Below are 25,326 nucleotides of genomic sequence, written 5' to 3'. Positions count from 1 at the left end.
AATTTTAGATGGGGAGTTTTATTTTCAGTTAATGTGGAATAAAATCAAGTTTGAATTTACATAAGATGCGAGATTAAATTTAGGAGAGAGAATATGAAAGAAAAAGAGCGCTTAATTATAGAGATGGCTATGAGGTTATTTGCAACTAAGGGTGTAAATGCAACGTCAGTACAAGAAATCGTAACCGCATGTGGTATATCAAAAGGAGCTTTTTATTTATATTTCAAATCAAAAGATGAGTTATTATTGGCCACACTTCGATATTATTATGACAAGATTCAGAAGAAAATGCTGGATATTGAAAAAGAATCTTTATTACCACGTGAAAAATTTGACAAACAATTATATTGTCAGTTTACTGATGTGCAAAAACATAAAGAATTTATTATTATGCATGCAAGAGAAAATGCAATTCCGTTTAATAAAGAAGTAGAAGAGTTTATGATGAGGATGAAATTAGAGTCTCATACATTTTATCGGAATAGCTTACTGTCCATTTATGGTGAAAAGGTTATTCCATACTTGTTAGATCTAGTAATTATGGTGGAAGGGATATGCCGTGGGTATTTAGAATTAATTATTTTAAATGCACCAGAAATTGATTTGTCCTATGTCTCAGCTTTTATTTTAAAAAGGATAGACAATTTAGTAGAGGGGCTTCTAGAATCTTCGGAGGAACCTGTCCTACATGAAGAGAGACTAGGAGAATTTCTTTGTAGTTCTGAGCTTATTAAGGAACAGGTGAAGGAACATTTTCTAAGTGAAATTATTGTATTTAAACGAACATTAGCTGATCAATTAGAAAATGATGAGTTACTTGTAACTTTAGATGTTTTAGAAGCAGAAATGAGATTGCAAAATCCAAGAATTCCAGTCATTAGAGGTATGCTTGCTAATTTAGCGGTATATCCTAGTTTAAATGAGTTTCGATTGAGGCTTACGGCATACTATAATATAAAAAATCCTTGCATATAGAACGCAAGGATTTTCTATTATAATTAAGAATTATTTTGTGACCACTCTTCAACATTCCAAGTTTTTGTTATCCAGCCTTCATAAAATTCTGGTTCGTGACATACAAGAAGGATTGTCCCTTTATATGCTTTCAGAGCTTTTTGAAGTTCTTCCTTTGCTGTAACATCAAGATGGTTTGTTGGCTCATCGAATAGGATCCAGTTACTTTCTTCACCCATTAACTTACATAAACGAACTTTTGCTTGTTCGCCACCACTTAATTGATTTAGCGGGCGAGAGATATGCTCATTTTTTAATCCGCATTTCGCTAACATTGCACGAATTTGATGTTGGTCCATGCTAGGGAATGTGTTCCAAACATCATCAATTGGTGTTATATTATCCGCTTTTACTTCTTGCTCAAAGTATGCAGGCTCTAAGAAGTCACCAAGACTCGTTTTACCGCTTAAAGGTTTAATTTTTCCTAAAATTGTTTTTAGTAATGTTGATTTACCGACACCATTACATCCAACGATAGCAATTTTTTCACCGCGTTCAATTGTCATTGTTAGTTTTGGTAATAATGGATGTGTATATCCGATTTCTACATCTTCACCTTCAAAGACGAAACGGCTACTTGCACGACACTCTTTAAATGAGAACTCTGGCTTAATTGCTGTTTCAGGACGATCAATACGCTCCATACGATCAAGTTGTTTTTGACGACTTTTTGCACGACCTGTCGTTGAATAACGAGCTTTGTTCTTTGCAATAAAGTCTTCCTGCTTTTTAATAAACTCTTTCTGTTTTTCATAAGCATTTATATGTTGATTTTTATTAATTTCGGCTAACTCTAGGAATTTTTCGTATGTCGCTGTATAGCGCGTCATTTTTGTAAATTCTAGATGGAAAATAACATCAACGCATTTGTTCATAAATTCCGTATCATGAGAAATTAATAAGAATGCATGTGGATATTCTTTTAAATAATTAGTTAACCAATGAATATGTTCAACGTCTAAATAGTTAGTAGGCTCATCGAGTAATAACACTTCTGGTTGCTCAAGTAATAGCTTTGCAAGTAATACTTTTGTACGTTGTCCACCACTTAGTGCTGAAACATCACGATCTAAACCGATTGCATCAATTCCAAGACCTCTTGCTGCCTCTTCGATTTTCATATCTAGTAAATAGAAACCACCTGCTTCGAGAGCATCTTGGATTTCTGCCATCTGCTCAAGAAGGTCCTCTAATTCTTCCGGTGTTGCCGTTCCCATTTTTTCTGCAACTTCATTTAAAGCTTTTTCTTTTTCAAATAAAGGTAAAAACGCGTCAGCTAATACATCACGAATTGTGCGACCAGGTGTTAAAATTGTATGCTGGTCTAAGTAACTGTAATTTGTACCAGGTGTCCATTCTACACGGCCTTCATCATGGATAAGTTGACCAGTAATAATATTCATAAATGTTGATTTACCAACACCGTTTGCACCGACTAATCCGACATGTTCTCCTGCTAGTAAACGCATGGATACATCTTTAAATAATGTGCGATCGCCAAATGTATGGCCTAGTTTTTCTACTGTTAATAAGCTCATAGTATCCTCCGTCCAACTTGAAATAGTACCTTGAATCATGATACTAAATTATTGAGTATAATGCTATCCTTTCAAAATGTATCTTTTTGTAAGAAACTCATTGTATTTTTTTGGGAAAAGGTTATAATATTAATTGAACAGTGGTCAATTAAATTGTGAGGTATGAAAAATGTCGCCAAGAAGGGCAGTTAAACAAGAATTAACGAGAGAAATGATTATGAATGTAGCAAGAGACTTATTTATAAAATTAGGTTATCAGCATACTTCAATGCGTAAAATTGCAATAGAACTAGGATATAGCCATGGTGCCATCTATTATCATTTTAAAAATAAAGCAGAGCTTTTCTATGCGATGGTAGAGCAAGATTTTCAATTGCTAAATCAAAAATTAGATGAGATTAATGATCAAAATTTACCACAAGAGGAACAATTGAAAGCTGTTTTATTTGGTTTTATTGAATTTGGTTTGCAAAATCAAAGTCATTATGAAATCATGTTTTTAATTAGAGATGATGAGTTAAAAGAATGTTTAGCAGATGGCCCAAATGTTAGTTACGAAAAATTTGCTACTGTTGTATCTTCTTTGTGTAATGAGAAGGTAAATGTAATGACAATATGGTCTGTTTTTCTATCATTACATGGGTTTGTGGCACACTATTGTGGGAATGATCAAACATTTGAAGAAGTAAAAGGATTAGCTAAAGTACACGTGGAGTTTATTTCAAAATCACTTCTTATGTAAGTGATTTTCTTTTTAATATTAATTGAACAGCGGTTAATTAATTTAGGGGGGATATATAATGAAAAAAGCTTTAGTGCTAGGAGCATCTGGATCAATGGGGTATGCAATTGTAAAAGAATTATGTAGCAGAGGAATTCATGTAGTGGCCTTTGCGAGGAATAAAGAGAAATTAGAGATATTATTTTCTGGAGAAGAAAATGTGAAAGTTGTAGCGGGAGATGTATTTATACAGGAGGATATAATGGAAGCTGCGAAAGGCGTTGATATTATATTCCATGCTGTAAACATTCCATATTCAGATTGGGAGAAGAAGCAACCAAAATTATTAAAAAATATATTAGAAGTAGCAAGGTATTACGACAGTAAGTTAGGGATAGTTGATAATATTTATGCGTATGGGAGGCAAGGGGAAGAACTTGTAGTGGAAGAAGTTAAAAAGGCACCACATACGAAGAAAGGGAAAATTCGGTTACAGCTAGAAATGATGGCAAAACAGGGAAATGTACAAATGTTTATTGCACATTTTCCTGATTTTTATGGCCCAAATGCAGAAAGTACGCTTGTTCATCATACTTTAAAAGGTGTACTTGCAAATAAGTTATCAAGCTTTGTTGGAGATAAAAAGATTGCTCGTGAATATATTTTCACACCAGACGGTGCAAAAGCAATGGTTGAATTAGCTTTACGTGATGAGGCCTATGGACAAAATTGGAACATACCGGGTTATGGTGTCATTACAGGTGAAGAGATGATTCAACATATACAAGAATTAACGGGATATACAAAACCAGTAATGACAGTAAAAAAAGGTATGATAAATTTAATCGGACTATTTGATAAGCAGATGAAAGAATTTGTGGAAATGCTATATTTGACAGAAAATCCTGTTGTATTAAGCGGAGAGAAATATGAGAGGTATATTGGGAATATACCAAAAACTTCTTATTATAATGGGCTAAAAGAAACGATTATATCTATGCAACATAAGGGTGCGTAAATATTAGTATAAAAAAAGTTACTTCTGTAGGTAGAAGTAACTTTTTTATTATGCTTTTTGTTTGACTTCACTAACTTTCTTTTCAGCTACAATAAAATGTGGTCTACGTTTTGTTTCATAATAAATGCGACCGATGTATTCACCCATAACACCTAGGAAAATGAGTTGAATACCACCAATAAATAATATAGCGGAAATTAAAGTGAAGTATCCTGGGACTTCAACACCACCAACAATAATTTGAATAAATGTAGTAATTACGTATAAAATCCCTAAAATAGTTGTTAATAATCCAAGATATATAGATAGTCTTAATGGTTTATTATTGAATGAGATAACACCATCTATTCCGTAATTTAACAATTTAGAAAAAGTCCACTTACTTTCTCCATCAGAACGTAATACATTTTCATATCCAATAATTAGTTCATTAAATCCAATCCAGGAGAATAAACCTTTTGAGAAGCGATTGTATTCGCTTAAAGATAATAGAGAATCAACAGCTCTTCTACTTAAAAGTCTAAAATCTCCAATGCCGTCTACTAGTTCAATATCTACAAACTTATTCATCACTTTATAGTATAGACGAGAAACGAAAGAGCGAACGGGTGAATCACCTGTTCTTGTTCTTTTTGCAATAACTTGGTCGTAACCTTCGTTATATCCTTCTAACATTTCTTTTATTAGTGTAGGAGGATGTTGCAAATCGGCGTCCATAATAACAACTGCATCACCTGTAGCGTATTTTAAACCAGCTAACATAGCGGCTTCTTTGCCGAAATTCCGACTAAATGATATATAATGAACAGCTGCATCTGAATTTGCCAAATCACGTAGAATATTTAATGTATCATCTTTACTACCATCATTTACAAAAACAAATTCATAATCGGTAGTTAATTTATGAATTTCTAGAGAAGTCTCTGAATAAAAGGCTCGAAGCATCTTTTCTTCATTGTAGCATGGTACGACTATTGAAAGAGTCATTTTTGACCCTCCTTGTTTATAATGGTTAAAACGTTATTTAATATTTTTTATGAAGCTATCCGCTTTGGATAGCTTCATGATTTATTGAGTGCTCATTGCTGCTTTTTAAAAGGCAATTTTCGGCGTCCTTTTTGATTTGTAAAAACTAGTAAGGCTACACAAATAATTAGTGAAATAATTGATATAATCATACCTAATTTAAAGTAAGGTGTAACATAAGTCATTTCGATTACATGTGCTCCTTTTGTAATTGGTAAGCCAATAAAGGCAGAATTTGCTTTCGTGAATTCTGTTTCTTTTCCATCAACTTTTATAGTCCAACCTTTACTATATGGAACAGATAAATATAGTAATCCATCTTTTTTTGAGTTGATTTCACCTTTTAAATAGTTGTTTTTATAATAAATATTTTGAAGTCTATTTTCAGTTAGTTTTTTTGTTTCTTTTTGTACACCTTCGTAATTTACGATATTTGCTTGTAAGTCTTCAAGTTCGTATTCACCTGGCGCATCAATAGAAATAGTTAGTTGGTCTGGGCGATCGTCTTTACCTAAATTATAAACAAATCTTTCTAAAGGATATGAGTATGCACCAGTGTCTTCACCTTTCCCCATATCTTTCCCGTTAACTACTGCATGGAATGAACCTTTATTTTTTATCTTTAATTCTACAATTAAATCTCCAGGAGTATTAGGATAATTTATAGGTACAATCATATTTCCATTGCCATGGACAATGAGTTTATTATTCTCTTTTTCCATATTTTCTAGTTGTACTTTTTCCATATTGATAGATACCGCTTTTGAATTAAGGTTCTTTTTATCAAAATGAGTTAATGAAAAGTCTTTTCCATTATTAACGACTACAGCATGTAATAATAATTGGTCACGCTGAGCGAAGTTTAATTTAGAAAATTCTTCTTCACTTATACTAGAATCATATACATACCCTAACGGTAAAGCATAGTCATTTTTGTAAATATTATATGGTCCTACTTGTTTTAATAGTTTATATCCATATGGGATATTTTTTTGATCTGTATCAGTGCTTAGTACGCGATATTTTACACCTAACATATTTTCAAGTAGTAGTCGACTATCAACTTGGAAGAACATCGAAGGAGTGTCGAACCCTTGGAATACGTTGTATTTATTTTTCATAAAGTCATGAACATAATAATTAATCAAGCTTTGGTACGTACTTGTACCATGATAACCTTGTAACATTGGTGTGTTATGGGCGCTACCTGGGTTAAGAATACGATAAAAGTCCTTATCATATTCTTGTATATAACGAATGGCAGCAATCTCATCTTTGTTATCATAGCCAGATACATGTAAAGCTTCTTTTGTAGCATTGCTTTGTCCGAAAGCGGTACTAAGTATATTATTGGCGTACATGTAATTCATGGAAATTGTACTAACGAGTACGTTCACTACAACTAAAAATTGTATGAAAGGTTTAGAAAGATAACGCCATAAACATACTGTAATGAGAGAAAGAACGATAGTTCCGATTAAAATATTGTCAACTACCTGTAAAGGTTTATCACTTACATTTATATTTACTTTTCTATAAAATGCATAAATGAATAATCCTATTGACACTAATGAACTCATTATATAAGGTAATTTATGTTCTTTCTTATGAACAATCATCCAATCTAAGATGTATGCTATAGTTTGAGCAATTACAAATACAAATAAATAAAGCCATCTATATTGCATTGCTGAGAAACCATTAAATACAGAGTATGTATACGGAAGCATAAACAGAATGAACATGAAAAATGTAAAGAATACTTTATTTTTAACAAGTTTATCACGTATAAACATTCCAAATATGATTAGGAATAAAATTAAAGCTGGTAAAGCTAATTGATGATTTTCAGCATCATATACGAAGAAGATAGTTTCCATTAGATCTTTATAAAATGTATCTTCAAAGAATAAAGGTATATCAAATTTCTTCGTTAACCGATCCGCACTAAATACCGCATTGACTGATGGAATAAAGCAAACTGCAGCCAAGCCAAGTGATAGACCGTATAATAATCCAATTTTAATATAATAGGCTAGAAAAGAGACGATTGTTTTATTTTGTTGTGTGGCAAAGTATTGGAAAAATGCGTAAATGAAAATGAAAATACTTGTAATAAAAGCAAAATAAAAGTTCGATGCTAACATTAAAGTAGTAGCTACTAAGAAAAGTACACGTTTCTTTTCTATAATATATTTATCAAGTCCCCATATTACTAATGGTAAAAATACGATGGCATCAGCCATGAAATCCCAAAGTAATGAATGGCGCATAAAAGTAATACATCCACCATACATAATAGCAGCAATAAAAGATGAGAATATTGTTTTATTATGATAACGTAAAGAACCATACATGAATAACATAGCTAAAAAGTTTTTTAAAATACTCATGTATAATTTCATGTCATAGATTTGTTCAATATTTAATTTAGGAAGTAACAGCGTAATCCAGAAGAACGGAGCTGTACTGTAATAATAACTAAACTCTCCAAATAAATCTCCACCTAATCCATAATCAAAAGACCAAAAAAGATTACCATCTTTAAAGGCATGTTGCAGGAGAAATGTAAAGAAACCAAATTGGCTTAATGCATCACCTGTACCAGAAAAGATTTGATTAGATGTTAAAAAGAAATAATGAAAAGCAAAAGCACACAATAATAATATCGGAATAATCATTATAGTTTTCTTTGAGAAAATCTTATTGTTCGGCTTAATGCTCATAAAAATTTATAATCCTCCTTCGAAAGTTGTTACATATAAAAACACACCAATTATGAAGGTGTGTTTTTTAGTTTTAGCATAAAAAATATATATTTTTGTTGTATCATATATATTTTACAAGCATTGAGTTTCATAGTTTACTTGTAATTTAGTATAAAGCATTCTCAGAAAGTAAGTCAATTTGACATGGAATATATAGCATTTTTAACCACTGAAAATTCGAGAATAATGAAGTGCAGTCTTCAGAATTTATGTTCTGTAAATGGTGGTATATAAAAAGCCAAAAGCTTTTCCATTCTTAATAGGAAAAGCTTTTGGCTTTTAAGCGTTTTTACGAACTAATTTTTTATTTACAAATCCTAAAATCAACCCGCGTATTTGTGGATCAATTGCAAGGCCAATAATACCGTACAATATACCAGTAAGTGTTAGAGCTACCAGTGGTGGTAAGTTAATTAATACTGTGCGGTATAGGGCGTAACTGATTATAAATGCTAGTGTATTAAATACAATCCCTTTGAATAGTAATGTAAATCCTTTACGAACGAATAAAGTAAATCCGATTAATAAAGTAACCTCAGTAATGATAGCAGCTCCCGCAGCTCCCATCATTCCAAATTGGCTACCTAATACGATGTAACTTACGATAGCGACAGCTAATCCAATTCCCATCGTTGTCGCACGCTTCCACTGTTGACCAATAGTTGTTAAATTATCAGCAAGTGGATAGTTGATAGATTGTAAAATGACCATAAAGGCTAAGATTGCAAGAGCATCACCGGCTGGTGCATATTTTTCACCTAATAAAGTAACAATCCAAAAACTTGGGTCGGCGATAAATGGAATCGAAATTCCCATTCCTAAGAAAGACATAAGTTTTAATTCGAACTGAGATAGTTTTCTATGTTCATCAATATTCTTTTCATTTCCAAAAGCAAATAACTTTGGATAAAAGGCCGCTGCAATTACACCAGGTATTTGATAAAGGACAGCAGGTATTTTAGAAGCAGCTCCAAAGAATCCAACTTGCTCATACGTTGAAACTTTTTCTAATATAATGGGCCCTAACTGTGGTAAGAGCATAATGATAATGCCATTGATTGTGAAAATGAGCAATTGATCTAAAATACCTTTATCCCAGCCCTTATGAACTGTTGTATGGCGAATTACCATTATAAAGGCGATGAGTCCTGTTACGAGACTGGATATCCCGTACATGGCAGCAACCATCATAAGTGACCATTTAAAGGACATTCCTAGTAGAAGAGCAGCTGCGGCTGTTACACCTTGTATTACAGAAATAATCGCTGTAAATTGCATGCGTTCTGTTACTTGGAAGTAAGCCATCCCAACACCTTGTAAAGTGGCTCCAAACATTGTCGGCAGTACAACCCAATATACCATCGCACGTAAGTAAGCATCAGGATAGAAGAACTGAGCGAAAATAGCGAAGAGCACAGAAATTACGATAGCTAATACTAAACGAATACGTAAATAACTACTAATTAGTACGCTAATGTTAGCGTTGCTTCTCGTTCCTTCACGCATAAATGTATGTGTCAAACCTGCATCTGTAAAATAACAAATAACAGCGGAAACTGCTAAAGCAGTTGTAAACATCCCATACTCCTTTGGTGAAACATATCTTGCAAAGAAAATGGTCGCAATAGCAAGTACAAATCGAACAGTAATATTTCCTACAAATAGGTAGGAGGCGTTTTTAAGGATTTTATTTGTTTTCATGGAACAAGACCTTTCTATTTTTCAGGACGCACTTCGTCCTATTTGTAAATTTGATTTGTTTACGGAAAGTATGTTTAAAAGCGTATTCTTTATTTAAGAAAACATAAACTTTATTCGTACAAACCAAAGCATTGCGTATAGCTTTTTGCTTCGTTTTCCATTTTTCGAATAAATTTTGCGACAATATTTATTTATATCGCCCTTGATTAATTGAACTTGTGATTTATCTAACTTAGAGCTTCCTTTAATGTATATACAAGCATTGTTAATGACTGTATATGGGAATAGATAAGTTTCAAGGATTTCAATAAGTTCTGTAGAATCATTCACGATCAAGTCTTTTGATTTATTATGAACCCAATCCTTCATGCGATTAAATACTTCTAATTCTTTTGCTGTTTTTAATTCATAATCTTTATACTTTGAAGAAAGATTTCCTTCGGATAAGATTCGATAATATGTTAAATATTCATCTACATAGCATACATTTGTTACACTCATTAATTTAAATAGAAATTCTAAGTCTTCTCCCCAGCTACATCCTGGTGTGAAACGAATATTATGATCCATCACGATAGATCTTTTGAAAATCCAAGTGCTCGTCTGAGCAACAACTTGATGCGTTAAGAAAGCTTTTGTCATATCACCTTTAATAAAGTTTGTCGTGTGCTCAACTTTTTCACCAGTCTCTTCGTAAAAGTTCATATAGCCACAATAACAAGCGTTCATGTTGTTTTTATGCATGCTTTCAACTTGTTTTTCGATTTTTGTTGGATTCCATAAATCATCACTATCAAGAAAAGCAACATATTCTCCGCTAGCATTTTCAATTCCTGTATTACGAGCAACAGAAACACCTTGATTTTCTTGAGGGACGTATTTTATTTGTCCTGGGTACTTTTGTACAAGATTTTTTACGATAGAAGGTGATTGATCTTTGCTTCCATCATCTACAATTACAATTTCAATGTTTTTATATGTTTGATCTAGTATTGATTGCATCGTTTCTTCAATATATTTTTCCGTATTATACAGAGGTATGACAACGGAAACGAGTTGTTTTTGTTCCATCATAGAGTTTTTATCTCCTCAAATTTTTTATGTTTTGTACCATATATACAAGCCTTTTGAAAGGAAGAAGACTACAAGAACATCTGTATAAGTTTAACGCATATAAACTTTGTAAATCAACTTTCTATTGTGGTATCTCTTATAATTAGAAAGAAATAATTTGAAATGATAAAAGCTCCTGAATTTTTCAAGCAAAATTCAGGAGCTTTTATATATTAGTATTTAGTTAGGAAGTTATTCTTTATCTGTTATCTTTAATTTTTGTTTTAATAATGCATAATCTTGCGTTAATGTTACAAGTTGATGGTGTAATTTGGAGATTTTTCTCGTCAGGTCAAAAATTAGGATAAAACAGAATAATAGTCCGAATAAGAATAAAATGGACGGAGGATATTCTACTTTTAATAGTTTTCCAATCCAATTTATAATTTTATCCGTAGAACTTAAAATAGCCATTGCAACACAAACAAAAATCCATAAAATAGCATATTTTGTTTCTAAAGTCCCACGACGAATGGAATTAATAATTAAGAAGAATAGTAATAAAATAAAGATAAATGAAAAGGTAATTATATGCATTTATTATCAACCTTTCACGATTTTTTGCATCAATATAGCAAGACTTACCTTAACCATGTAATATGCAGATTTAAGGGGAGTGATGGAAGATTGTCCGCCTTGTCGCTCTTGCATATTTACAGATATTTCATTAATGCGGAGTTTTTTCTTTTTTAAATGAATAAGGACTTCTGGCTCCGGATAATCTTTTGGATAATTGTGTGCAAAAATCTTAATTACTTCTCGATTGATAGCACGATACCCAGAAGTTGGATCCATAAATGTTTGTTTTGTTAGTACTTTCAATAGAGCGGTAAAATAAAAAATACCGATTCTTCGGGAAATACTACCTTTATATGCTGTTTTTTCTGTAAAACGTGAACCAAGCACCATATCGCATTGATCCTCGGCAATAGGCTGTATGATTTTGTATAAATCATCAGGATTATGTTGTCCATCAGCATCGAACTGAATCGCAATATCATATCCGTTCTCATAAGCGTATTTATATCCAGTTTGTACAGCTGAACCGATACCTAGATTGTATGGTAAATTAACAAGATGAACAGGGAAATCTTTTACGATTTGAGCTGTTTTATCTTTTGATCCATCATTAATAACGCAAATGCTTAATGCTGTAAAATGCTGTTTTAGTTCTAATAATCTTGTTAATGTATCTGCAATTGCTTCTTCCTCGTTATACGCTGGAATAATAATTAACGTTTTTGGTATTGAAATTGGTACCTCAATAGACATTATCGCACCATCCCTTATATACTTAATCATACTATGGTTATTTTTAAACGAACATTATTTAATATACCATTAATAGTATAACAAAATAAAGGAAAAGCTGATGGGTGATTTTAGGAAACAGGCATCGAATAAAAATGCTAAGGCGTAACACTTTATTATAATAAAAAATACATGCAAGGAAGAAAAAACCTGTGCATGTATAAGATAAAATCCTAATGTTACATATTCCAAGGCTTACTTAAAGTTAACACTTCGGCCATTTCTTTACTTTTCAAACGTCCTTTTTTTCTATTTTCTGCACGCTCTGAACCAGTTGTATGTAGCCAATGTTCTTCCTCTGTTTCAGGAATTACTTGTGGTACAGATGAAGGTTTTCCGTCTTTTAATGCGACAAATGTAATGAAACACGTTGCGGCCATTCTACGCTCGCCTGCTAGTAGATCCTCTGCAATTACTTTTACGAAAACTTCCATTGAAGATTTTCCTGTATAACATACGAATGCTTCATAACAAACAGAATCTGCTTGGTGAATTGGAGTTAAAAAATCAACGGAATCGATAGATGCTGTTACGCAATGTTTGCGGCTGTGTCTCGCAGCCGCAATTGAAGCTATACTATCAATTTCTGCTAATAATTTCCCCCCGAAAAGTGTTTGGTGATTATTTAAATCGTTAGGAAAAACACGTGTTGTTTTAATTGCTTTTGATTCTCGCATGAATTTCTTTTCCATATATTCATCCCCTATTTTCTGTTTTCAATCAGAGTGACATGTGTAAGTGGAGTACCCATATTAGATATTTAATGAAGTAAAGTGTTCCAAAAGAGGATTATCCCACTATTTGCGGGCTAATAGTCAGTGGGGGATGAACAAAACCCCCGTGGATTAAAGTTTCACTTTATTGAAATTTCTGTATTTGTATTCATGTAACTGAAAGAAAATTTATCATATATAAAATGTAGTGTAAAAGAGGATTCGCTTACATTGCAAGTGAAAAAGTAATGACTATGTATTTGTCATAGAAATTCCCTATTAACCTTGTGCTTATTCATGATAGAATCGTTTTGTTATGAATGGAAATAGAGGTGCAATGGACATATGAATCATATAAGAACAAATTTTTCGTCTTTCTTCAGTAAAATAATGATTGGTGCGATGCTCGCATTTTTTGCCTATAGTTGTTGGTCGGCTTTTGAAACAAGTAAGCAATTTTTTGGAGGAAGTACAACAAGTATAACAATTGTATTAGTGATTTTTGTTATTCTTATTTTGTTAGTAGCATCAATTTTGCAATATCGTTTTACAGATAAACAATTTCTTGTTTTTCTTATAAGCATATCTACAGTTGTAAGACTTATCACAGTTCTATTAGTAGATGTTCCAATGATAGGTGATATGAAAGCTATGTATGAGTCTGCAAAGCAGATTGCAATTGGCAATAATATAGAAAATATAGCACAGTTACCTTTTATTATTTATGAATCGATCATCATTCGTATATTTGGTGATACGGTATTCGCTTTACAATTATTTAATATTTTATTTTGTACAGGAACTGCATTTTTCATTTATCGCATTGCGTCAATGGTCTTTGGAGAAGAGTGTGGTCGTATTGCATCAATGTTTTACGCTTTATATATTCCAAATATATTTATGAGTTCTGTATTAACGGCGGAATCACTCGCAATATTTTTATTTTATTGTGCTTGTTACATATTTTTATATAAGGGATTAGACCATCCTTATATGTGGGTAATTTCAGCCATTTTATTTGCGCTTAGCAATATGATTTTCCCAATGGGGTTATTTTTACCTATTTTTATAGTTGTATATGTGCTGTTAATTGAATTATTTCAATCAGCAACGAAACAAAAATTACTATTAAAAATGATGGGAATACTTATTCTGTTTTATAGTACTCATTTTGGTGTGAGCTATGGTATTAAGATGATGGGAATGTCACAGTATACGATTTCTAATCAGACTTATGTTCAATCTGTTTTAATTGGAAAAAGTCAAAATGAAGAAAAAACATCCAAAAATAAAAGTGTAAAAGAGCACATTGATCAAGAGTTAAAAGAAATGGAAGTAGAAAGATTTAAACTGTTAAAACCAGTTATTAACCAGCTTTCAGACGAGGGAATAAATTCTATTATTTTTAAATGTGAAAAGCTTATATATATAGTGGTGACATTATTTATGGCCATAGCTTTATTACATTTTCTAATTAAGAAACAGCAAAATGAAGGATATATGTTGTTTGTATTATTAATTACCGGATACGTGTCGTTAAGGCTCTTCCGAGTAGATATGGCATATTATAATATTATTATGCCAGCTTTGTTTATTTTACAAAGCTTTGGTGTTTATATGAGTTATTTTTATTGCCAAAAAATATTTTTCAGAAAATAAAAGAATCCATTTTGGATTCTTTTTTTGTAGATGGATGATAAGGATGAATGCAGAGCGGAGATGACGAATCTCCACTTTGTATCGATTCTTCTTATCGGTTTAGTTCTAGTTGTAAATTATCCGCTGTTAAGGCCATTGTTGAGGAATCGTCTTGAATACTCTTCATTACTTGTGAGATAGTCTCTAATTCATTTTCAATTTTTTTATTTTGTTCTTTAGAGTTAGACATATCTTTTACGATTTCTTGGAAATATTGATCTGTCGCATGCATACTATCTGTCCCTTCAGATACGAGAGAGCTTATTTGTTCCACGGAAGAAGAGACGTGTATAATTTGTTCATTAGTTTTTTCAACAAGTTTTGTAACGTTGGAAATTGATTCTTTCGTTTGCTCTGATAACTTTCGGATTTCTCCCGCTACGACTGAAAAACCTTTACCAAATTCGCCAGCACGTGCAGATTCAATAGCAGCATTTAATGCTAGTAAATTTGTTTGCTCGGCGATTGATTTTACAATATCAATGATTTCGTTAATTTTGTTAGAAATATCAAGAAGTTCATGAGTATCAGTAATGATAGTTTCCATATTCGTTTGGATGCTTTCCATTCGTTTGTTTTGCAAATTTAATTGTTCTTTTCCTTTATTGGCCTTTTCTTCTGATGTCGTAGCTAATGATGTACCTGTTTTTGCAATTCCTACGATACTTTCTGATTTAGATGTTAACTGTTGAATAGAAGAGCTTGTTTTTTCAGATACTGCCGCTAGTTCTGTTGCAATATGTGTAATCGTCATAGTTGTCAGTTCTTTTTCTTTTTCATGTTCTTTTTGGATTCTTTCATATTCGGACTCATAAGCTGCAATAACAAGTTCCTGTTCTAATGTGAATAATTTATTTATTACGTTTATAGAATAAGAAAAATCGTCTATCGTTGAAATTTTCGTTTGCAAAATCTTTATGACGGAGCGGAATAATTCTTGATAAGCAGCGGTATACCATTTTCTATGTAAACCAATTTGTACGTGCCTTTTTGCAATTTTAACACGTTGTTCAATAAAATCTTCATTCATATTCCCGCTGAACAATTCTTTAATATGTGTCTTTAAAGTTTGTTTTAATTTGGGAATAGAGCTGTAGCGTTCAATAACAGCAATTAAATTAGGTTGTTTTGTGATGTTGGTGTAGAATTTTTCTGTTATCCAATCTATTTCCTCATAAATAAATGACTGTAATACTTTAACAATTTGTAAATCTTCCTTTGAAATATGTAGCATATCCATTTGAGTTTTTAGTTCAGAATTAGCAGGCACGTTAAATATGATTTGTTGGTCTTTGCTTAATTCAATTATACTGGTGTTTGTTTTATTTTTTTTAAAAACCCCAAGCATCATTCTTCCCCCTGTTTATAAAACGTTTTCATTTTTTTGTTCTAATGTAATTATATATTTTTATATACAATTACTCTATAGTATATGGAATTGTATATAAATTAAGAGAATTCTATGTAGAATTCTCTTAATGGCCTTTATTAATTTTTGCATGTGTTTTAAAGAAAACTGGGAAATGTACATTATATATTACGGTGACTACACGAATAACGAATGTTATTAATAAACAGACATAGAAAGCTAATATGTGTGCCCCCATTGCATGTGTAATTAAGAAACTAACTGCTCCTAGAATAGAAGCAATTGCATATATCTCTTTTCGGAATACATACGGGATATCTTGAGCGCAAATGTCACGTAAAATACCGCCCCCAATACCTGTAATAACTCCCATTGAAACGACTAAAAACGAGGCGTCAACGTGATGTGACATTGCTGCATTTGCACCAATAGCTGTAAATACCCCTAAACCAACAGCATCAGAAAGCATAATAACGACTTGAAGTTTATTAATGCGCTCAAAAAACATACATGTGAATAATGCTGATAGTACACTTACGAAAAAGTAAATGGGTTTTACAAATGCGACAGGAGGCAGGTTACCAATCATAATATCACGAATAATACCGCCGCCGAGCGCAGTAGCTACAGCTAAACAAAGGACACCAAATAAATCTAGATCTTTTTTTAAACCAACTAATGTACCAGAAATGGCAGCGGCGATAATGCCAAGAAACGTAAATATATCGATTAATAACATGGCTTTAATTCCTTCCTCTTAAAGATGTTCCAGAGAAAAAATATACACTAAAGTTTTGGAAATAACAATTACTTTTCGCTACATGTAGAAAAACGGATGAAATAGCTAAAGAAAGCGTTTGAAAATGCTTGATAAGTAGCAATAAAGTAAAGCGAAAAAGTGTGGAAAGATTAATAGTATAGTTTTTTGATGTAGCTTAGTTGGAGGGATAGTACAATAAGATAAGTCCGATTTGTACATTTGTATAAAATGATAAAGAAATATTTTTGTACGGTCGAAAATAAGTGCATATGTGTTAGATAGTTTTTATAGGGAGAGGGAAGGATAGCTAAAGGACAATGTTTTCGGTTACTAATAATGCTGGACTTGACTAGTTTCGGCATGAAAAATAGTTCTCAATTTAAATATGAGTTATGTTATAATTGCTAGGTGTGTTTAAACAGTAGAAAACTATGATTAAAAGATAATGTGAAGATTTTGTATGGAGGTCTTGGAATGTTAGCAAATCAAGCTAGGGTTAGATTTGAGCATTTTTTGCTCTTTTTTATTATTTTACAGCCTGTTTTAGATTTATTAACGTCTCTTAGCATTGAGTTATTAAAAGTAAATGCGACAGTTGGAATTATGGTGAGATTCCTCATTATGGCAATGGGCGGTATCTATATTTTAATTCAGGCAAAAGAAAGAGAAAATAGGAAGTTTTTGATTTATCTTGTATTACTAGGAGCTGCATTAGGAATAGGGTTTATTAATAACAAGTTAATCAAGAGTCCTATTGTACTCGCAGAAGAAGTTAAATTCATTGGAAAAGCATTGTATATATATATTATGCTTGGTTCATACATTTTAGCTTTAAAATCACTAAAGAAAACAGTAAATATTAGCGATAAAGTTAGAAATAACATTATGTATTCAACATTAATTATTAGTGCTGTTATGGTTATTTCTATTACGACAGGTACAGATTTCGGTAGTTATGAATGGATGAAAGTTGGTTCCCGAGGGTGGTTCTATGCAGGTAATGAACTAGGGTCAATCTTAGCTATTATTTTCCCTATTGTGGTACTATATTCTATTCAAAAAACAAAGAGCGTGAAACACGTTTTATATTGGATTCCATCGCTTTTAATGATTTACTCGTTAATTCAAGTTGGTACGAAAGTAGGGATGGGCTCAATTGGTGCTACGTTAGCAGCAGCAATCGGGATTATCGTACTACAATTATTATTTGATAGAAGAAATCCAAACAAAAGGTCTCTTGTACTTAATGGATTAATTGCTATTTTCCTATTAGCTGGTGTTGTTGGAACGTTTAAAATGACGCCATTAGCACAAAATATGGGTATTCATAACAATTATTTATCAGAACAAAATGTAGCGCAGCAAGGTCAAAAAGAAAAAGAAATTAAAGAGAAAATTAAAAAAGAAGAAAAACAACATAAAGTTGAGAAACCAGAAGAAAAGGCGAAGGTAGAAGCTGAAGTTAAGAAAGAACTTGAGAAAGAGCAAAAGAAAGAAAATCAAGAAAATCTTATTTTCAGTGGACGTCAAGTATATGAAGAGCGACATAAGCAGTTCTTTAAAGAAGCGCCAATGTCACAAAAATTATTTGGAATGGGTTACGCAGGTAACTTTAAGTATAATGAACAAAAAGAGCCAGATCCGAAGCTAATCGAAATGGACTTCCATGATTGGTTTTATGATTTCGGAATTATTGGTTTTGCGTTAATGATGATTCCATTTATTTATTACGGCGTAAGAATCCTACTAGCATTTGTTACAAGATTTAAGGAAATATTTAATGTGAAATATGGAATGATTACAGCAAGCTTAGTATTAGCATTAGGTATTGCATATATTGCAGGACATATTTTGACAGCACCAGGAGTAGGGATTTACTTTGTAGTGGTGTTAGCTTGTCTAATTGTAGATTTAGAAATTGAATGATAAAAATAAAAGCTAACTTTTGTTAGCTTTTATTTTTTAGTACAGTAAAATAAAGATAGATGGAAATGTAGCGAGGATTTAAAGGAGGAAAAAATATGAGGATATTGCATATGAATGCAGGGGCAGAAGATGGTGGAGGAAAAACACATATTATTTCACTGCTCGATCAGTTTCCGGATGGTGAAGTAGAATTAGCAGTATTTGAAGATGGAATTGTTGCGAAAGAAGCAAGAGAGCTAGGAATAAAAGTTCATGTGTTTTCACAAAAATCTCGCTATGATTTATCCATTTTAAAGAACATAAGTGAATTCATTAATAAAGAAAAATTTGATGTAGTTCATACACACGGTCCTAGGGCGAATTTCTTTGTTTCTCTAATGAAGAAGAAATTCGCAGCAAAATGGGTTACGACAATTCATAGTGATCCATTTCAAGACTTTACTAAACAAGGCTTAAAAGGCTGGATTTTTACTAAATTAAATTTGAAAGCTTTAAAAAATATAGATTTATTTTTTGTTGTAACGAATAGGTTGAAAAAAAGCTTAGCCGCATTAGGTATTTCAAATGAAAAGATGCATGTTATCTATAACGGGATTGAATATGATCAGGAAAAAGCAGATGGCTATAATAAAAAGGAAATGTTTAATATTGATGAAGATGTGTTTACGGCAATCCAAGTAGCGCGTTTGCATCCTGTTAAAGGACATGAAGTTTTATTCGATGCGTTACAACAAACAAAATTGGAGAAAATTAAAGTATTATTAGTTGGTGACGGGCCGTTAGAAAGAGAACTAAAGGCGTTAGCTACTGAAAAAGGGATTAATGATAAAGTTGAATTTTTAGGGCATCGTCAAGATGTGAAACAATTATTTGCTTCATCACATGTCAATTTGTTAACTTCCCATAGCGAAGGATTTCCATTAGTTTTATTAGAAGCGGCAAATCAACGTGTACCATCAATTGTGACTAGAGCTGGAGAAATCGAACCGTTAATTGCAGATGAAACTTATGGGTGGATTGTACCGACTGGTGATGGAAAAGCATTGGCATCGGCATTAGAAGAGGCGTATGATAAGTGGAAAACTGGAGAGTTATCAGTAATGGGCAAGCATATTTATGAGCATGCTACTATGAACTTCTCACTTCAAAAATTATATGAAGATACGAAAGAAACATATAAGCAATTAATAGCAAAAAACCTTTAATGATAGAGAGGATAGTTAATTATGGCAGTACAAACGGTTGATATTCTAGGTGTTCCTTTCTCTACAATGACAATGGATGAAACGGTCCAATATTTAAAGGAACAACTAGAATTGGAGCAAACTCATACTTTTCAGGTAGTAACAGCAAATCCTGAAATTGTTATGTGTGCAAAAAAGGATGAAGAGTTCCATAAAACATTACTAAATACCGATTTAATTACACCTGATGGTATTGGGGTTGTAAAAGCAAGTGGTATGCTTGGTACACCTGTAAAAGAACGTGTAGCAGGTTTTGATTTAATGTGTAATTTATTTGCGAAGTTATCAGAAGAGAATAAACCAGTATCTGTTTTCTTATTAGGTGCAAAACCACATGTTGTACAAGCCGCGGCTGATCATTTAACGAAGACATATTCGGCTGCATCTATCGTGGGGATACAAGATGGATATTTTAAACAAGAAGAAGAAGAGAATATTGTTTCACGTATTCAAGAGGCAAAACCAGATCTATTACTTGTTGCACTTGGCTTTCCAAGACAAGAAAACTTTATCCAAAACAATAAGCATCGTTTAGAAACGAAAATGGCTGTTGGAGTAGGCGGTAGTTTAGATGTGTGGGCTGGAGAGGTAAAGCGTGCGCCAAAATGGATTCAATCTATTCATTTAGAGTGGTTTTACAGATTATGTAGTAATCCAACACGTTGGCGTCGTCAGTTAGTATTAGCTGAATTTTTAAAAGAAGTAATGCGTTCAAAAAAGTAGCGGAACATCGCTACTTTTTTTTATTTGTTTATTTTTGATAAACATTTTACTTTTTGGGAATGATGAAGGGGAATTTTTTATAAGAAAGTATTTTACTTATGAAATACACACGTGTAAAATGATGTGTAAAGACACCTGTGTAAGGAGGACTTCTTGTGAGCAAGGTAAAAGAAATTTCGAAGCGAAAGCTACTTGGTATAGCAGGGCTTGGCTGGCTATTTGATGCAATGGATGTTGGAATGCTTTCATTTGTAATCGTAGCACTCCAAAAAGATTGGGGATTAAGTACTCAAGAAATGGGTTGGATAGGTAGCGTTAATTCAATTGGTATGGCAGTAGGAGCGCTCCTTTTTGGGATACTATCAGATAAAATAGGACGGAAATCAGTCTTTATTATTACATTATTACTATTTTCTATCGGTAGTGGTTTAACTGCTTTAACGACGACATTCGCGATGTTCCTCGTTTTACGCTTTTTAATTGGTATGGGACTTGGCGGGGAACTTCCAGTTGCATCTACTCTTGTATCAGAAAGTGTTGAAGCGCACGAACGTGGAAAAATAGTTGTACTATTAGAAAGCTTTTGGGCTGGTGGTTGGTTAATCGCAGCTCTTATCTCATATTTTGTTATTCCTAAATACGGTTGGGAAGTTGCTATGGTATTAAGTGCAGTTCCAGCGTTATATGCTTTATATTTAAGATGGAATTTACCCGATTCTCCAAGGTTCCAAAAGGTTGCAAAAAGGCCATCCGTTATTGAAAATATAAAATCGGTTTGGTCTGGAGAATATCGTAAAGCAACAATTATGTTATGGATTCTATGGTTTTGTGTGGTCTTTTCCTATTATGGAATGTTCCTTTGGTTACCTAGTGTAATGGTACTAAAAGGCTTTAGTTTAATAAAAAGTTTTCAGTACGTACTCATTATGACTTTAGCTCAACTCCCAGGATATTTCACAGCTGCATGGTTTATTGAACGTCTTGGTCGTAAATTTGTATTGGTTACGTATTTAATTGGTACAGCATGTAGTGCTTATGTGTTCGGAATTGCGGATTCATTAACAGCATTAATAGTGGCGGGTATGTTACTATCCTTCTTTAATTTAGGTGCTTGGGGTGCATTATACGCTTATACACCGGAACAGTATCCAACAACTATTCGCGGTACAGGTGCAGGAATGGCAGCTGCATTTGGGCGTATTGGTGGTATTCTTGGACCACTATTAGTAGGGTATTTAGTTGCTTCACAAGCTTCACTATCGCTAATATTTACGATTTTCTGTGGATCAATTTTAATTGGGGCACTTGCTGTAGTTATACTTGGTCAAGAAACGAAACAGAGGGAATTAGTATAAAGAGAAACCTTAATCAGTGGTGTTTTGTCCATCAACCACTGATTATTAGCCCGCACCAATCGGGATAAAAAAAAGGGGAACCAAAGTGGTTTCCTTTTTTCTGTTTTTTTAGATAAATAATGGTATAGTAAGAAAAAGGGAATGTTTCTTACTAAAGCGAATGTATACAACAAGACATATGGAAAAAGGAATTAGGTGGCTGGATAAATGAAAATCTTACTTATCATGGAAGAAACAGAAGAGCGAAGAAAATTAGTTGAGAACTTTACTGAAAACATTCGAAATGTAGAATGTTTTGAAGCGAAAACTGGAACAGAATCTTTGCTAATAATGAAAAAACATACACCTGATTTTGTTTTTTTAAATTCGCAATTAATGGATGGTACTGGTTTTGAATATTCGAGTTTGTTACGAGAAGTGAATTGTTATACGAAATTTATTTTTATTGGTGAGGATATAGAAGAGGCAATTACAGCTTTTCGTTTCCAAGCGTTTTATTATTTATTACGACCATTTCGTGAAGAAGATTTACAATTCATTTTATATAAAATGGGAAAAGAACAAGGTGAGAAAGCAAAGAGTCATCTGCGTAAACTGCCGATAGAAGGCCATGAGGGGATTAGATATATTCTCCCGGAGGATATTGTATATATTAGTAAAAATAAGGAAAACAAAACCGTTTCAATTTATACAACGAATAATCAGTATATTTCAACATACACACTCCAGGAATTAGAAAATAAACTAAATGCATATGATTTTTTACGTGTACATAAAAGCTATTTAATTAATATGTCATATGTACAAGAACTTAAACCTTATTATAATGGCACGTATAATTTGCATTTAGACAGGTACGATGAGCAACCGATTCCAGTAAGCCGTAATTATGTAAAACGGCTTCGAAATAAAATTGAGCTATGACAAGTAATGAGAGAATTTTAACATAATAGCCTAGAAATCCTTCATGATAAGGAGGATTTAAATTAAATATTCAGAAAATTTAGTACAATCTCCTCTAAGAAGTAGTAATGGGGGGATTGTACGTGAAAACATTGAAATCAATTTTACTTTGGGGAGTTATTGCAGCGGTAGGAGCATCTGCTTTTGGTGTAATAGCTTTATCACAAGGTGAGACAATTAATGCTGTATGGCTATTAGTTGCTGCTGTATCAGTGTATGCGATTGCTTATCGCTTTTATAGTAGATTTATAGCAAGGAAAGTTTTTGGCCTAGATAATAATAGGCAAACGCCTGCTCATACGTTAAATGATGGGAAGGATTATGTTCCAACAAATAAATGGGTTTTATTCGGACATCACTTCGCTGCGATTGCAGGGGCAGGTCCTTTAGTAGGACCAATTTTGGCGGCGCAGATGGGGTATTTACCTGGGACTATTTGGATTATTGTTGGGGTAGTTATTGCCGGAGCTGTACAAGATTTTGTAATTTTATTTGCTTCAATGAGACGTAATGGTAAATCATTAGGAGAAATGATTAAAGATGAAATTGGTCCTGTTACAGGATTAATTGCGATGATTGGTATTTTAGGTATTATGATAATTTTATTAGCAGTATTAGCTTTAGTAGTTGTGAAGGCACTTGTTGGAAGCCCATGGGGAATGTTTACAATCGCAGCAACAATTCCAATTGCTATTTTAATGGGAGTTTACATGCGTTACATTAGACCAGGGCGAGTAGGGGAAGGATCAGTAATCGGTATTGTTCTACTAGTCCTATCGCTTATTGGTGGACAGTATGTAGCAGAAAATCCAACACTTGCAAGTATGTTTACTTTTAGTGGTGAAACAATTGCTATTATGCTTATCGTATATGGATTCATTGCATCGGCATTACCAGTTTGGATGCTCCTTGCACCACGTGATTATTTAAGTACATTTTTAAAAATAGGAACGATACTTGGATTAGCAATTGGTATTTTAATTGTAGCTCCAGATTTGAAGATGCCGGCAGTATCTAAGTTTATTGATGGAACAGGCCCTGTTTTCTCCGGGAATTTATTTCCGTTCTTATTTATTACAATAGCTTGCGGTGCTGTCTCTGGATTCCACGCTCTCGTTTCATCAGGTACGACGCCGAAAATGATTGAGCAAGAAGGTCATGCACAGCCAATTGGTTATGGGGCAATGTTAATGGAATCATTTGTAGCAGCGATGGCTATGATTGCAGCTTGTGTATTAACACCAGGAACTTATTTTGCAATTAATAGTCCAGCAGCACTGATCGGAACAGATGTATCACAAGCGGCTCAAGTTATTTCTTCGTGGGGATTTGCTATTACACCGAATGAATTAAAAGAACTTGCTGTTAACGTCGGAGAACAGACCATTTTATCACGTACAGGTGGCGCACCAACATTAGCAATTGGTATGGCACATATATTTTCACAAGTAATAGGTGGAACGGCGATGATGGCATTTTGGTACCATTTTGCCATTCTTTTTGAAGCACTATTTATTTTAACAACGATTGATGCTGGAACACGTGTAGGACGATTTATGATTCAAGATATTTTAGGGCATGTGTACAAGCCGTTTGCGAAAACAGATTCCACAATAGCGAATGTGGTTGCTACAACGTTATGCGTATTAGGCTGGGGGTACTTCTTATATCAAGGGGTGGTTGACCCTCTCGGTGGAATTAATACGCTATGGCCACTTTTCGGTATTGCAAATCAAATGTTAGCGGGGATTGCACTATTACTTGGAACGACAATTTTATTCAAAATGGGGAAAAAGGCATACGTTTGGGTAACGCTTATTCCGACTATAGGATTACTTATTGTAACGATGACAGCTGGTTATCAAAAGTTATTTCATGAAAATCCTAAAATAGGATTTCTATCACATGCGAAAGTATTTCAGGGAGCATTAGATGATGGGAAGGTATTAGCTCCAGCTAAAAATGTTGCGCAAATGAAACAAATTATTTTTAATGACTATATTGATGCGGCACTTTGTGGAATTTTTATGATAGTTGTAATTGCTGTATTAATTTCTGCACTTCGAATTTGGATTCAAGTATTAAGAAATAAGCCAATGCCATTAAAAGAGGCACCATATATTCCAAAAGATGAAAGTGAGTCGAGGAACTATGCTTAAAAATTTACGGAACGTATGGGGAAAGAGAAAGCAATTTATTAGTTTACTTGTCGGAGTTCCAAGTTATGAAACGTATGTAAATCACATGAAAATAAATCATCCAGAAGAGAAAATTCTATGTCAAAAGCAATTTTTTGCTGAGGCACAAGAAGCTAGATTTAATGCAAAAGGCGGAAAGATATCACGATGTTGTTAATGGAGGAGAC

At 33.1% G+C, this 25,326-nt stretch carries 21 protein-coding genes and 1 pseudogene; 11 read left to right on the top strand and 11 right to left on the bottom strand.

Translation table 11 applies throughout. The features are described 5' to 3' along the window. The first annotated feature begins 93 nt into the window (after positions 1 to 93). Entirely contained in the window at positions 94 to 975 is an 882-nt protein-coding gene (locus AC0IXC_RS19545; RefSeq protein WP_215590537.1) for a TetR/AcrR family transcriptional regulator, read from the top strand. Positions 976 to 998: 23 nt separating this feature from the next. Here AC0IXC_RS19545 and AC0IXC_RS19540 read toward each other — a convergent pair whose 3' ends face one another. After that, entirely contained in the window at positions 999 to 2,552 is a 1,554-nt protein-coding gene (locus AC0IXC_RS19540; RefSeq protein WP_002143940.1) for an ABC-F family ATP-binding cassette domain-containing protein, read from the bottom strand. A 169-nt stretch (positions 2,553 to 2,721) separates the two neighbouring features. On the opposite strand from AC0IXC_RS19540, the gene AC0IXC_RS19535 reads away from it, so the two are divergent. After that, positions 2,722 to 3,294, top strand: a complete 573-nt coding sequence (locus AC0IXC_RS19535; protein WP_016102336.1) for a TetR/AcrR family transcriptional regulator — start codon at positions 2,722 to 2,724, stop codon at positions 3,292 to 3,294. Between the two features lie 58 nt (positions 3,295 to 3,352). Next, entirely contained in the window at positions 3,353 to 4,291 is a 939-nt protein-coding gene (locus AC0IXC_RS19530; RefSeq protein WP_088040510.1) for an SDR family NAD(P)-dependent oxidoreductase, read from the top strand. A gap of 48 nt (positions 4,292 to 4,339) precedes the next feature. Here AC0IXC_RS19530 and AC0IXC_RS19525 read toward each other — a convergent pair whose 3' ends face one another. From AC0IXC_RS19525 to AC0IXC_RS19495, 7 genes are all read right to left on the bottom strand, one after another. Further along, positions 4,340 to 5,278 (bottom strand): glycosyltransferase family 2 protein, encoded by a 939-nt coding sequence (locus AC0IXC_RS19525; RefSeq protein WP_002130144.1) that lies wholly within the window; start codon positions 5,276 to 5,278, stop codon positions 4,340 to 4,342. A gap of 92 nt (positions 5,279 to 5,370) precedes the next feature. After that, entirely contained in the window at positions 5,371 to 8,043 is a 2,673-nt protein-coding gene (locus AC0IXC_RS19520) for a YfhO family protein (RefSeq protein ID WP_471653168.1), read from the bottom strand. A gap of 321 nt (positions 8,044 to 8,364) precedes the next feature. Beyond that, positions 8,365 to 9,786 carry an oligosaccharide flippase family protein gene (locus AC0IXC_RS19515; protein ID WP_088040507.1) on the bottom strand — a complete coding sequence of 474 codons (1,422 nt, stop codon included), beginning with the start codon at positions 9,784 to 9,786 and terminating at the stop codon, positions 8,365 to 8,367. A gap of 93 nt (positions 9,787 to 9,879) precedes the next feature. Continuing rightward, on the bottom strand, positions 9,880 to 10,860 hold the full coding sequence (locus tag AC0IXC_RS19510) for a glycosyltransferase family 2 protein (RefSeq protein WP_088040506.1): 981 nt from the start codon (positions 10,858 to 10,860) through the stop codon (positions 9,880 to 9,882). A gap of 231 nt (positions 10,861 to 11,091) precedes the next feature. Continuing rightward, complete coding sequence (locus AC0IXC_RS19505; protein ID WP_002016417.1) at positions 11,092 to 11,436, bottom strand: DUF2304 domain-containing protein; 345 nt, start codon at positions 11,434 to 11,436, stop codon at positions 11,092 to 11,094. Positions 11,437 to 11,442: 6 nt separating this feature from the next. Beyond that, positions 11,443 to 12,171 carry a glycosyltransferase family 2 protein gene (locus AC0IXC_RS19500; RefSeq protein WP_000021472.1) on the bottom strand — a complete coding sequence of 243 codons (729 nt, stop codon included), beginning with the start codon at positions 12,169 to 12,171 and terminating at the stop codon, positions 11,443 to 11,445. A 218-nt stretch (positions 12,172 to 12,389) separates the two neighbouring features. After that, positions 12,390 to 12,902 (bottom strand): acyl-CoA thioesterase, encoded by a 513-nt coding sequence (locus tag AC0IXC_RS19495; RefSeq protein ID WP_000412118.1) that lies wholly within the window; start codon positions 12,900 to 12,902, stop codon positions 12,390 to 12,392. 366 nt (positions 12,903 to 13,268) lie between these two features. Here AC0IXC_RS19495 and AC0IXC_RS19490 point away from each other — a divergent pair, with 366 nt between their 5' ends. After that, positions 13,269 to 14,582 (top strand): ArnT family glycosyltransferase, encoded by a 1,314-nt coding sequence (locus AC0IXC_RS19490; protein WP_088040505.1) that lies wholly within the window; start codon positions 13,269 to 13,271, stop codon positions 14,580 to 14,582. A 91-nt stretch (positions 14,583 to 14,673) separates the two neighbouring features. Here the strand turns inward: AC0IXC_RS19490 and AC0IXC_RS19485 are convergent, their stop codons facing one another. The 3 genes and pseudogenes from AC0IXC_RS19485 to AC0IXC_RS19475 all read right to left on the bottom strand — a co-directional run bounded on the left by AC0IXC_RS19485 (position 14,674) and on the right by AC0IXC_RS19475 (position 16,729). Continuing rightward, positions 14,674 to 15,480, bottom strand: a complete 807-nt coding sequence (locus tag AC0IXC_RS19485; RefSeq protein ID WP_370458378.1) for a methyl-accepting chemotaxis protein — start codon at positions 15,478 to 15,480, stop codon at positions 14,674 to 14,676. Then, positions 15,475 to 15,855 (bottom strand): annotated as a pseudogene (locus tag AC0IXC_RS19480) (protoglobin family protein); the annotation flags it as partial. The gene AC0IXC_RS19485 and the pseudogene AC0IXC_RS19480, both read right to left, overlap by 6 nt. A 241-nt stretch (positions 15,856 to 16,096) precedes the next feature. Beyond that, complete coding sequence (locus AC0IXC_RS19475) at positions 16,097 to 16,729, bottom strand: trimeric intracellular cation channel family protein (protein WP_002016412.1); 633 nt, start codon at positions 16,727 to 16,729, stop codon at positions 16,097 to 16,099. Positions 16,730 to 17,224: 495 nt separating this feature from the next. Here AC0IXC_RS19475 and AC0IXC_RS19470 point away from each other — a divergent pair, with 495 nt between their 5' ends. The 7 genes from AC0IXC_RS19470 to AC0IXC_RS19440 all read left to right on the top strand — a co-directional run bounded on the left by AC0IXC_RS19470 (position 17,225) and on the right by AC0IXC_RS19440 (position 25,316). After that, the gene (locus AC0IXC_RS19470; RefSeq protein ID WP_193652225.1) at positions 17,225 to 18,676 is read left to right on the top strand and encodes an O-antigen ligase family protein; all 1,452 of its coding nucleotides are present in this window, start codon (positions 17,225 to 17,227) and stop codon (positions 18,674 to 18,676) included. 95 nt (positions 18,677 to 18,771) lie between these two features. After that, entirely contained in the window at positions 18,772 to 19,881 is a 1,110-nt protein-coding gene (locus tag AC0IXC_RS19465; protein ID WP_002089874.1) for a glycosyltransferase family 4 protein, read from the top strand. 21 nt (positions 19,882 to 19,902) lie between these two features. Further along, on the top strand, positions 19,903 to 20,643 hold the full coding sequence (locus AC0IXC_RS19460; RefSeq protein ID WP_002016406.1) for a WecB/TagA/CpsF family glycosyltransferase: 741 nt from the start codon (positions 19,903 to 19,905) through the stop codon (positions 20,641 to 20,643). Between the two features lie 155 nt (positions 20,644 to 20,798). Next, complete coding sequence (locus AC0IXC_RS19455) at positions 20,799 to 21,998, top strand: MFS transporter (RefSeq protein ID WP_002016404.1); 1,200 nt, start codon at positions 20,799 to 20,801, stop codon at positions 21,996 to 21,998. Between the two features lie 207 nt (positions 21,999 to 22,205). Beyond that, on the top strand, positions 22,206 to 22,922 hold the full coding sequence (locus AC0IXC_RS19450) for a LytR/AlgR family response regulator transcription factor (protein ID WP_002089871.1): 717 nt from the start codon (positions 22,206 to 22,208) through the stop codon (positions 22,920 to 22,922). Positions 22,923 to 23,044: 122 nt separating this feature from the next. After that, a complete protein-coding gene (gene cstA, locus AC0IXC_RS19445) occupies positions 23,045 to 25,120 on the top strand; it encodes a carbon starvation protein CstA (RefSeq protein ID WP_002089870.1) in 2,076 nt (691 codons plus the stop codon). Continuing rightward, positions 25,113 to 25,316 carry a YbdD/YjiX family protein gene (locus tag AC0IXC_RS19440; RefSeq protein ID WP_002130134.1) on the top strand — a complete coding sequence of 68 codons (204 nt, stop codon included), beginning with the start codon at positions 25,113 to 25,115 and terminating at the stop codon, positions 25,314 to 25,316. The genes cstA and AC0IXC_RS19440 overlap by 8 nt, the downstream gene beginning before the upstream one ends. Positions 25,317 to 25,326 lie beyond the last annotated feature (10 nt).

This window comes from Bacillus sp. AC266, from assembly GCF_979253805.1.
Note: the sequence above shows the minus strand (reverse complement) of the source record. Positions and strands in the feature narration are given on the sequence as shown.